This is a genomic window from Pseudomonas sp. P5_A12, assembly GCF_056400685.1.
The window spans coordinates 1-9,348 of the sequence record NZ_JBFUKU010000215.1 but is presented as its reverse complement, the minus strand read 5'-3'; the positions used below and the strand labels follow the sequence as shown (position 1 = coordinate 9,348).

The window sequence follows — 9,348 nt, the reverse complement described above, 5'->3', positions numbered from 1 at the left end:
GGCCCTGGCCTGATGTTTGTCAGCCTGCCATTTGCCTTTGGTAACGTAGCGTTCGGCCAGTTGATGGGCGTAGTGTTCTTCGTGCTGGTCGCTGTCGCTGCCTGGAGTTCGGCGATTTCACTGCTGGAGCCGATGGTGGCTTACCTGGTTGAACGCACCAAGGTCAGCCGCGCCTGGGTGACGTTCTGGTTGGCATTCACCTGCTGGTTCGTCGGTTTGGGCACCGTGTTTTCCTTCAATATCTGGAAGGAAGCCAAGTTTTTCGTGAACGAAGGCGGGATGTTTCACCTCTACCAATGGGGCGCAGCTGGCGGTCTGGACTTCTTTGGCGTGATCGACTTCTTCACCTCGCGGATCATGTTGCCACTCGGTGGTTTGTGTTTCGTGGTGTTTGCAGGCTGGATCATGGGGCGTGAAGCGGTGCGCGACGAGTTGTCGATCCGCAGCCCGATGCTGTTTGGCTTGTCCCTGTTTTTGATGCGCTATGTGGCGCCCATCGGCATTCTCGTAGTATTTGCCGCCCAGCTGTGGAAGTGACGCTGACATGACGACGCATATTCAACGTTCGGCCCTGCTGCCGTACCCGGCGCAGGCCCTGTATGACCTGGTCAACGACGTAGCGCGTTATCCGGAGTTTCTGCCATGGTGCTCGGCCGCCGAAGTGCTTGAGAGTTCACCTGAGCACATGCGCGCCCGCGTAGGGGTGGCCAAGGGTGGTTTGAGTCAGCATTTCGTTACTAGAAACGCACTGGTGCCCGGCCATTCAATCGAAATGAATCTTGAAGAAGGCCCTTTCACTCAATTGCACGGCATCTGGTCATTCAAGCCGCTGACTGAGAAGGCCTGCAAGATCAGTCTGGACCTGTCGTTCGACTACGCCGGACCGATTGTTCGCGCGACGTTGGGGCCCTTGTTCAATCAGGCTGCCAACACGCTGATGGACGCGTTCTGCCAGCGCGCCAAGCAGATTCATGGTTGAGGCCGTGATCAAGGTCGAGGTGGTGTATGCCGCCGTTGATCGTCAGGTGTTGCTGGTGGTCGCTGTGCCTGAGGGCACTTCGGTGCGCGAAGCGTTGCGCCGATCCACGGTAGGCGCTCAATTTCCTGAGCTGGATCTGGGTAATTGCCCAGTGGGGATATTCGGCAAGGTCATTGCCGACCCGCAGGTGCATCCGGTTCAGGCGGGAGATCGCATCGAAATTTACCGGCCATTATTGGCGGATCCGAAGGAAGTTCGTCGGTTGCGTGCCGCCAAGGCGGCCGAGGCTAAAGCCCGGAATCAGTGAGTCGCTAAACGCTGGACAATAAAAAACCCGGATATTCCGGGTTTTTTATTGCGTCGCAAATTATTGCGGCGAGGTGTTCAAAGGTTCTGGCGTCGGGACTGGGACGGTTTCTACACCATCAACATCCTTTTGGATCTGGTCCAGCAACGAGCCCGGCTTGACCGGTTTTTCGGGTTTCGGCAACTCGAGGTGTTCTACTGGCTCTTTGATTGGCGTGTCGGTGCCGAGAATGGCTTCATCGCGGCTCATACCGGGCATGAAATCACCAGAAAGGCTGACAAGCTGATCATTTGAGTTGAAGATAACAGTTACGCGTTCCTGCTGGCGTTCACCGCCACCCGGTTGCAGGCTGTACAGATAATCCCAGCGATCGGCATGGAACGTGTCGGTCAACAGAGGGTTACCCATGATAAACMGTACTTGCTTGCGGGTCATTCCCGGGCGTAACTGGTCTATCATGTCCTGCGTGACGACATTGCCCTGCTGGATGTCGATTTTGTAAACCCCGGGGAATGAACAACCGGCGAGTGCGAGCAGTCCCACAAAGGTGAAACTGGTTAGCAAGAGCTTGGTGTTTTGCATCGGTGGGCGACTTCCACTATCTTGGCTGGGACAACGTAAACGCCGATCATACCCGCATTAAGAGAAGCTGCGAAGCAGCATCGCGAGAAAGCTGACCATGGTTGAAAATAGCGAACTACGCAAAGCAGGCCTCAAAGTGACCCTGCCACGGGTCAAGATTCTGCAAATGCTCGACTCTGCCGAGCAGCGCCACATGAGTGCCGAAGATGTTTACAAGGCGCTGATGGAGGCTGGTGAGGACGTCGGTCTGGCCACGGTTTACCGTGTACTGACTCAGTTCGAGGCAGCTGGCCTTGTGGTGCGGCACAACTTCGACGGAGGCCACGCGGTCTTCGAACTGGATGACGGCAAGCATCACGACCATATGGTCAATGTCGAAACCAGCGAAGTGATCGAATTCTTCGACGAAGAAATCGAGCGCCTGCAGAAAGCCATCGTCGACAAGTATGGTTTCGAGATGGTCGATCACAATCTGGTGCTGTACGTACGCAAGAAAAAGTAAGCATGTCGCGCGAATTTCACATTCGCGAAACGAACGAAGGCGACCCCAGGGTCGCCTTCGTGCTGTCTGCCGTTCTTAAATTTTTGCGGTGACGACCATTTTTCTCGCGTGCGCCAGGGACTCCTTGGTCAGGTCGATGCCACCCAGCATTCGCGCCACTTCCTCCACTCGATCATTCTTGCTCAGCTTGGAAACGGCTGTATGGGTCGCCTCTTCGCCGCGAACCTTGTGCACGAATAAATGTTGGTGACCCTGCGCCGCCACTTGCGGCAAGTGAGTCACCGTCAGCACCTGCCCGCGCTCCCCGAGTCGACGCAACAGCTGACCAACGATCTCGGCGGTCGGGCCACCGATACCCACGTCTACTTCGTCGAATACCAGGGTAGGTACGCGAGAGGTCTGTGCGGTGATCACCTGAATCGCCAGGCTGATCCGCGACAGCTCACCGCCGGATGCCACTTTGGCCAAGGCTTTCAATGGTTGACCAGGGTTGGCGCTTACCAACAATTCGACTTGCTCGAGGCCGTTGGGCAGCAGCTCATCGCTGCTATTAGGGCGCAACTCGATGGTAAATCGACCACCGGGCATGCCCAATCGTTGAATCTCTTGTTCTACGGCGCTGGCCAGGCTGCTCGACGCTTGATGGCGCAAGTCGCTCAGTTCCCGCGCCTTCTCCTGATAATGACGGGCATAAGAGGCTAGCTCATCGCTCAGCCGTTCGATGGATTCATCGTTGGCATTCAGGGTTTCAATTTCATCCAGCAGTCGCTGCTGCATCTCCGCGACTTCTGTCGGCTGGATTCGGTGTTTGCGCGCCATGGTGTAGATCGCATCCAGGCGCTCTTCCAGGTATTGAAGTCGCGCCGGATCGGCGTCGAAGTTATCGAGGAAGCGGTTCAGCTCCCCGACGGCTTCTTCAACCTGGATCTGGGCGCTGGTCAGCAGGCTGCTGGCTTCGCCCAGGGCGCCGATCGAGTTGTTGACGCTTGAGAGGCGGTTGAGGCTGGCAGTCAGGGCGTTCAGGACATTACCGGAATCATTTTCGCTGCACTGCTCGACGACTTGTCGGCAGATGCCAAGCAACGTTTCGGCGTTGGTCAGGTTCTTGTGTTCCTGTTCCAGTTGCTCCAGCTCGTTTTCACCGAGACCGAGGTTCTCCAGCTCTTCGAGTTGATAGCTGAGCAATTGATGGCGAGCGCGTTGCTCGTCACCAGAGTTGGAAAGGCGTTCCAGTTCCTGGCGGGTCTGGCGCCAGCGTTGGGCCGCCAGTTGTACCTGGCGGGCAAGGTCCGTCGCGCCGGCGTACTCGTCGAGCAGGCGGCGGTGAGTGTCGGTTTTGAGCAGCGATTGGTGTTCGTGCTGGCTGTGGATATCGATCAGCAGTTCGCCGAGGGCTTTGAGGTCGCCGAGCGGGCAGGGTGTGCCGTTGATGTAGCCGCGGGAACGGCCTTCGGCGGTAATCACCCGCCGCAGGATGCACGGGCCATCACTTTCAAGGTCGCGCTCGGCGAGCCAGGCGCTGGCCTCCGGGATATCGACCAGGTCAAAGGTCGCCAGAATGTCAGCCTTGTCGGCGCCGGGGCGGACCACGCCACTGTCGGCGCGATCACCCAGCGTCAGGCCCAGGGCGTCGAGCATGATCGACTTGCCGGCGCCGGTTTCCCCGGTGATCACGCTCATCCCGCGATCGAGTTCGAGATCGAGGTGTTCAACGATGGCGTAGTTATGTACGGACAGGTGCACCAGCATAAAGGCCGCTCCCAGGCTTTAGGTCTGGTTATTTATACAGTGTTTTATTTGCGCCTGACAATGCCCTTTATTGGCTCGATTTGCTTGGTCTGACGAAATGCCTGGTGCATCGGGTAGTCGCAATGCAGTGCTTTTTGTAGGGGTAATCGCAACAAACCCCTTGAAGCTGATTTTTGCGGCCCCATATACCGGGACAGAAGCGTGAGTTGAGCTCACGGACGAAATTGAAAGGAGAAAATCTATGGCTGACGAACAGACAGTGGATACGCAAAATCAAGAAGCCAACCAGGGCTCCGCGGCTTCGGGTGAAGACCTGGCGGCTCGTGTACAAGTGCTCGAAGAGCAACTGGCAGGCGCGCAGGATCAGGCTTTGCGTGTTGCCGCCGATCTGCAGAACGTCCGCCGTCGCGCCGAGCAGGATGTAGAAAAAGCGCACAAATTCGCCCTGGAAAAATTCGCAGGCGATTTGCTGCCGATCGTCGACAGCCTGGAGCGTGGTCTGGAGTTGTCCAGTCCGGACGACGAAAGCATCCGCCCAATGCGCGAAGGTATCGAGCTGACCCTGAAGATGTTCCAGGACACCCTCAAGCGCTATCAGCTGGAAGCCATCGATCCGCATGGTGAACCGTTCAACGCCGTTCAACATCAGGCAATGGCCATGCAGGAAAGCGCCGATGTCGAGCCGAACAGCGTGCTCAAGGTGTTCCAGAAGGGCTATCAGCTCAATGGTCGCCTGCTGCGCCCGGCCATGGTCGTGGTCAGCAAGGCCCCTGCACCAGTTTCGCCTTCGATTGACGAGCAGGCTTGAAATTGGCCGCAAGGCCCCCATTTATAAGTCAAGCGTTTAAGTGCTACCGCAGTTAGCCACCACTGCTGCGGCAACCAAATCCAAAGTTTCGGGAGAGTGAACATGGGCAAAATTATCGGTATCGACCTGGGGACTACCAACTCCTGCGTCTCCGTGCTGGAAAACGGCGTAGCCAAAGTTATTGAAAACGCTGAAGGCGCGCGTACTACGCCGTCGATCATCGCTTATGCCAACGATGGCGAAATCCTCGTGGGCCAGTCGGCCAAGCGTCAGGCTGTGACCAATCCGCATAACACCCTGTACGCGGTGAAGCGTCTGATCGGTCGTAAGTTCGACGAAGAAGTCGTACAGAAAGACATCAAGATGGTGCCTTACAAAATCGCCAAGGCTGACAACGGCGACGCATGGGTAGAAGTGAACGGCCAGAAAATGTCGCCGCCACAAATTTCGGCTGAAATTCTGAAGAAAATGAAGAAGACCGCCGAAGACTACCTCGGCGAGTCAGTGACTGAAGCGGTGATCACCGTTCCGGCCTACTTCAACGACAGCCAGCGTCAAGCCACTAAAGACGCCGGCCGCATCGCGGGCCTGGACGTTAAACGTATTATCAACGAACCAACCGCGGCCGCTCTGGCTTACGGTATGGACAAGGCGAAGGGCGATCACACCGTGATCGTTTACGACCTGGGCGGCGGTACTTTCGACGTTTCCGTGATCGAGATCGCTGAAGTCGATGGCGAGCACCAGTTCGAAGTATTGGCCACCAACGGTGACACGTTCCTGGGCGGTGAAGACTTTGACATTCGTCTGATCGACTACCTCGTTGACGAATTCAAGAAAGAAAGCGGTATGAACCTCAAAGGTGACCCGCTGGCCATGCAGCGCCTGAAAGAAGCCGCTGAAAAAGCCAAGATCGAACTGTCGTCTGCTCTGTCGACCGACGTGAACCTGCCGTACATCACTGCAGACGCTACCGGTCCTAAGCACTTGAACGTGAAAATCTCCCGCGCCAAGCTCGAAGCGCTGGTAGAAGACCTGGTTCAACGCACTATCGAACCTTGCCGCATCGCTCTGAAAGACTCCGGTATCGACRTTGGCGCGATCAACGACGTAATCCTGGTTGGCGGTCAGACCCGTATGCCACTGGTTYAGAAGCTGGTGACCGAGTTCTTCGGTAAAGAAGCTCGTAAAGACGTGAACCCGGACGAAGCTGTTGCCATGGGTGCTGCTATCCAGGGCGCGGTATTGGCTGGCGACGTGAAAGACGTTCTGCTGCTGGACGTCAGCCCGCTGACCCTGGGTATCGAAACCATGGGTGGCGTGATGACCGCGCTGATCGAGAAAAACACCACGATTCCTACCAAGAAATCGCAAGTGTTCTCGACTGCCGATGACAATCAAGGCGCTGTGACCATTCACGTGCTGCAAGGTGAGCGTAAGCAAGCGGCTCAGAACAAGTCCTTGGGCAAGTTCGACCTGGCCGAGATTCCACCAGCACCACGTGGCGTGCCACAAATTGAAGTGACCTTCGACATCGACGCCAACGGCATCTTGCACGTAGGCGCCAAAGACAAGGCCACCGGCAAGACTCAGTCGATCGTGATCAAGGCCAACTCCGGTCTGTCCGAGGAAGAGATTCAGCAGATGATTCGCGATGCTGAAACCAACGCCGACGCAGATCGCCAGTTCGAAGAGCTGGCAACCGCTCGCAACCAGGGCGATGCGCTGGTTCACTCGACGCGCAAAATGGTCGCTGACGCTGGCGATAAAGTGACCGCCGAAGAGAAGACTGCAATCGAAGCGGCTGTTGTTGCTCTGGAAGCCGCTGTTAAAGGCGACGACAAAGCTGCAATCGAAGCCAAGGTTGAAGAGCTGTCGAAAGTCTCTGCTCCAGTGGCGCAGAAGATGTACGCCGAACAGGCCCAGCCTGCTGAAGGCGCGGCACCGCACGACGAAAAAGCTGAAAAGGCTGACGACGTTGTTGATGCCGAGTTCGAAGAAGTCAAAGACCACAAGTAAGTTGTTGGTCGCCCGGTTGACTGCCTTCAGGCGGTGACTGGTAGGATGTCGCCGCGCGGGAGCTTGCTCCCGCGTTGGCGTGTCTGGAGTTAGCGAATTTTTACAGCATGCGACAGCGCTCGGATGCTGGGTATGGCCGGGAATGCTCCTGCTTTTCGAGCCGAAAGTACCGCAATGAATCAAAGACCAGGATCGTTGAATTGACGTGAGTTGGGTCCGGGCCTGTATTGGGGCTCAACGAGTTTGGCAAGGCTCAGGAGAGGTTTGCCGGACGTCCTCAAGAGTGCAAAGACTTATGGCAAAGCGTGACTATTACGAAGTATTGGGTGTTGAGCGTGGCTCAAGCGAGGCGGACCTGAAAAAGGCCTACCGTCGCCTGGCGATGAAACACCACCCGGACCGTAATCCCGATGACAAAGCGTCGGAAGAGATGTTCAAGGAGGCTAACGAAGCCTACGAAGTGCTGTCCGATTCCGGCAAGCGCGCGGCCTACGACCAGTACGGCCATGCCGGTGTCGACCCAAGCATGGGTGGCGGCGGTGCCGGTTTCGGTGGTCAGAACTTCTCTGACATCTTTGGCGATGTCTTCAGTGACTTCTTCGGTGGCGGTCGTGGCGGTTCCCGTGGCGGTGCCCAGCGCGGCAGCGACCTGCGTTACACCCTGGAACTGGATCTGGAAGAGGCGGTGCGCGGTACCACCGTGAATATCCGTGTTCCATCTCTGGTCAACTGCAAGCCGTGCGACGGCTCGGGTGCCAAGAAAGGCTCCTCGCCGGTCACTTGCCCGACGTGTGGCGGTATCGGTCAGGTCCGCATGCAGCAAGGTTTCTTCTCGGTGCAGCAAACCTGTCCGCGCTGTCACGGCCAGGGCAAGATCATTTCCGATCCGTGCAACTCCTGCAACGGCGAAGGTCGTGTCGAAGAGTACAAAACCCTTTCCGTGAAGGTGCCGGCCGGTGTCGATACCGGTGACCGCATTCGTCTGTCCGGCGAAGGCGAGGCGGGCGCTCAGGGTGGGCCGACGGGCGACCTGTACGTGGTGATCAATGTGCGCGAGCACGCGATCTTCCAGCGCGACGGCAAGCACCTGTTCTGTGAAGTGCCGATCAGCTTTGTCGATGCGGCGCTGGGCGGCGAGCTGGAGATTCCGACCCTCGATGGTCGAGTCAAACTGAAAATCCCCGAGGGGACCCAGACCGGCAAGCAGTTCCGCGTTCGCGGTAAAGGCGTTGCGCCAGTGCGCGGCGGCGGTGCGGGTGACCTGATGTGCCGTGTGGCGGTCGAAACCCCGGTCAACCTGGGGCGTCGTCAGCGTGAATTGCTGGAGGAGTTCCGCAGCTCCCTGGCGGACGACAACAGCCATTCGCCAAAAACCACCGGTTGGTTTGAAGGCGTGAAGCGCTTCTTCGGCGATTTGTAAGGAGACAGGCATGCGACGTATTGCAGTGATGGGCGCCGCCGGGCGCATGGGCAAAACCCTGATCGAAGCGGTTCAGCAAACTCCTGGTGCCGGTCTGACGGCTGCCATTGATCGTCCTGACAGCTCGCTGGTTGGCGCAGATGCCGGTGAGTTGGCTGCGCTGGGTCGTATCGGCGTGCCATTGTCGGGTGATCTGGATCGGGTGGTTGACGAGTTCGACGTGTTGATCGACTTCACACACCCGACGGTGACGCTGAAGAATCTCGCGTTCTGTCGCAAGCATCACAAGGCGATGATTATCGGTACCACCGGTTTCAGCGTTGAAGAGAAGCAATTGCTGGCCGAAGCGGGCAAGGACATTCCGATCGTCTTCGCCGCCAACTTCAGCGTCGGCGTCAATCTTTGTCTGAAGTTGCTCGACACGGCTGCTCGCGTGTTGGGTGATGATGTCGATATCGAAATCACTGAAGCCCACCATCGGCACAAAGTCGATGCGCCGTCCGGCACCGCCGTTCGTATGGGTGAAGTGATTGCCGATGCGCTGGGGCGTGATCTGAAGAAAGTGGCGGTTTATGGTCGTGAAGGCCAAACCGGCGCTCGTGCTCGCGAGACAATCGGCTTCGCCACCGTGCGTGCCGGTGACATCGTGGGTGATCACACGGTGCTGTTCGCTGCCGACGGTGAGCGTGTCGAAATCACGCACAAGGCGTCCAGTCGCATGACCTTCGCCAAGGGCGCGGTGCGTGCTGCGTTGTGGCTGGATGGTCGTGAGCCAGGCCTTTACGACATGCAAGACGTGCTCGATCTGCGTTAAGATGCGCCCGAAATCGGGTTCAAGCCCTGCGTTTGAACCCGGTTTTACCCCGCCAAGCGACGACCTGTCGCATTCTCCAGCCTTTCGGGCTCATTGGCGGTAGACCAAAAATGCCTTTTTCTGTAAGCTACAGCTTTAGTGTGTCCACTAAAAGCGCGCAGAATTAAT

At 57.4% G+C, this 9,348-nt stretch carries 10 protein-coding genes; 8 read left to right on the top strand and 2 right to left on the bottom strand.

Going from position 1 to position 9,348, the window contains the following annotated elements:
- The 3 genes from AC1DSG_RS22750 to AC1DSG_RS22740 all read left to right on the top strand — a co-directional run.
- The coding region (locus AC1DSG_RS22750; protein ID WP_477792897.1) for an SLC5/6 family protein at positions 1–537 on the top strand (537 nt) is incomplete at its 5' end.
- Positions 538–544: 7 nt separating this feature from the next.
- Positions 545–979 carry a type II toxin-antitoxin system RatA family toxin gene (locus AC1DSG_RS22745; RefSeq protein ID WP_477792896.1) on the top strand — a complete coding sequence of 145 codons (435 nt, stop codon included), beginning with the start codon at positions 545–547 and terminating at the stop codon, positions 977–979.
- Positions 972–1,286: an RnfH family protein gene (locus tag AC1DSG_RS22740; RefSeq protein ID WP_477792895.1), complete on the top strand. Its 315-nt coding sequence runs from the start codon at positions 972–974 to the stop codon at positions 1,284–1,286. Before AC1DSG_RS22745 ends, AC1DSG_RS22740 begins: the two co-directional genes overlap by 8 nt.
- Before the next feature lie 60 nt (positions 1,287–1,346).
- On the opposite strand, the gene AC1DSG_RS22735 is transcribed toward AC1DSG_RS22740, so the two are convergent.
- Complete coding sequence (locus AC1DSG_RS22735; RefSeq protein WP_477792894.1) at positions 1,347–1,868, bottom strand: outer membrane protein assembly factor BamE; 522 nt, start codon at positions 1,866–1,868, stop codon at positions 1,347–1,349.
- Between the two features lie 97 nt (positions 1,869–1,965).
- Here AC1DSG_RS22735 and fur point away from each other — a divergent pair, with 97 nt between their 5' ends.
- Positions 1,966–2,370, top strand: a complete 405-nt coding sequence (fur, locus tag AC1DSG_RS22730) for a ferric iron uptake transcriptional regulator (protein ID WP_003197684.1) — start codon at positions 1,966–1,968, stop codon at positions 2,368–2,370.
- Between the two features lie 75 nt (positions 2,371–2,445).
- On the opposite strand, the gene recN is transcribed toward fur, so the two are convergent.
- Positions 2,446–4,119 (bottom strand): DNA repair protein RecN, encoded by a 1,674-nt coding sequence (gene recN / locus AC1DSG_RS22725; protein WP_477792893.1) that lies wholly within the window; start codon positions 4,117–4,119, stop codon positions 2,446–2,448.
- Positions 4,120–4,360: 241 nt separating this feature from the next.
- On the opposite strand from recN, the gene grpE reads away from it, so the two are divergent.
- The 4 genes from grpE (at position 4,361) to dapB (ending at position 9,180) form a co-directional block, all read left to right on the top strand.
- Positions 4,361–4,927 (top strand): nucleotide exchange factor GrpE, encoded by a 567-nt coding sequence (grpE, locus tag AC1DSG_RS22720; protein ID WP_477792892.1) that lies wholly within the window; start codon positions 4,361–4,363, stop codon positions 4,925–4,927.
- Positions 4,928–5,029: 102 nt separating this feature from the next.
- A complete protein-coding gene (gene dnaK / locus AC1DSG_RS22715; protein ID WP_477792891.1) occupies positions 5,030–6,946 on the top strand; it encodes a molecular chaperone DnaK in 1,917 nt (638 codons plus the stop codon).
- Between the two features lie 295 nt (positions 6,947–7,241).
- Positions 7,242–8,366, top strand: a complete 1,125-nt coding sequence (gene dnaJ / locus AC1DSG_RS22710) for a molecular chaperone DnaJ (protein ID WP_477792890.1) — start codon at positions 7,242–7,244, stop codon at positions 8,364–8,366.
- Between the two features lie 10 nt (positions 8,367–8,376).
- Complete coding sequence (gene dapB, locus AC1DSG_RS22705) at positions 8,377–9,180, top strand: 4-hydroxy-tetrahydrodipicolinate reductase (RefSeq protein ID WP_477792889.1); 804 nt, start codon at positions 8,377–8,379, stop codon at positions 9,178–9,180.
- Positions 9,181–9,348 lie beyond the last annotated feature (168 nt).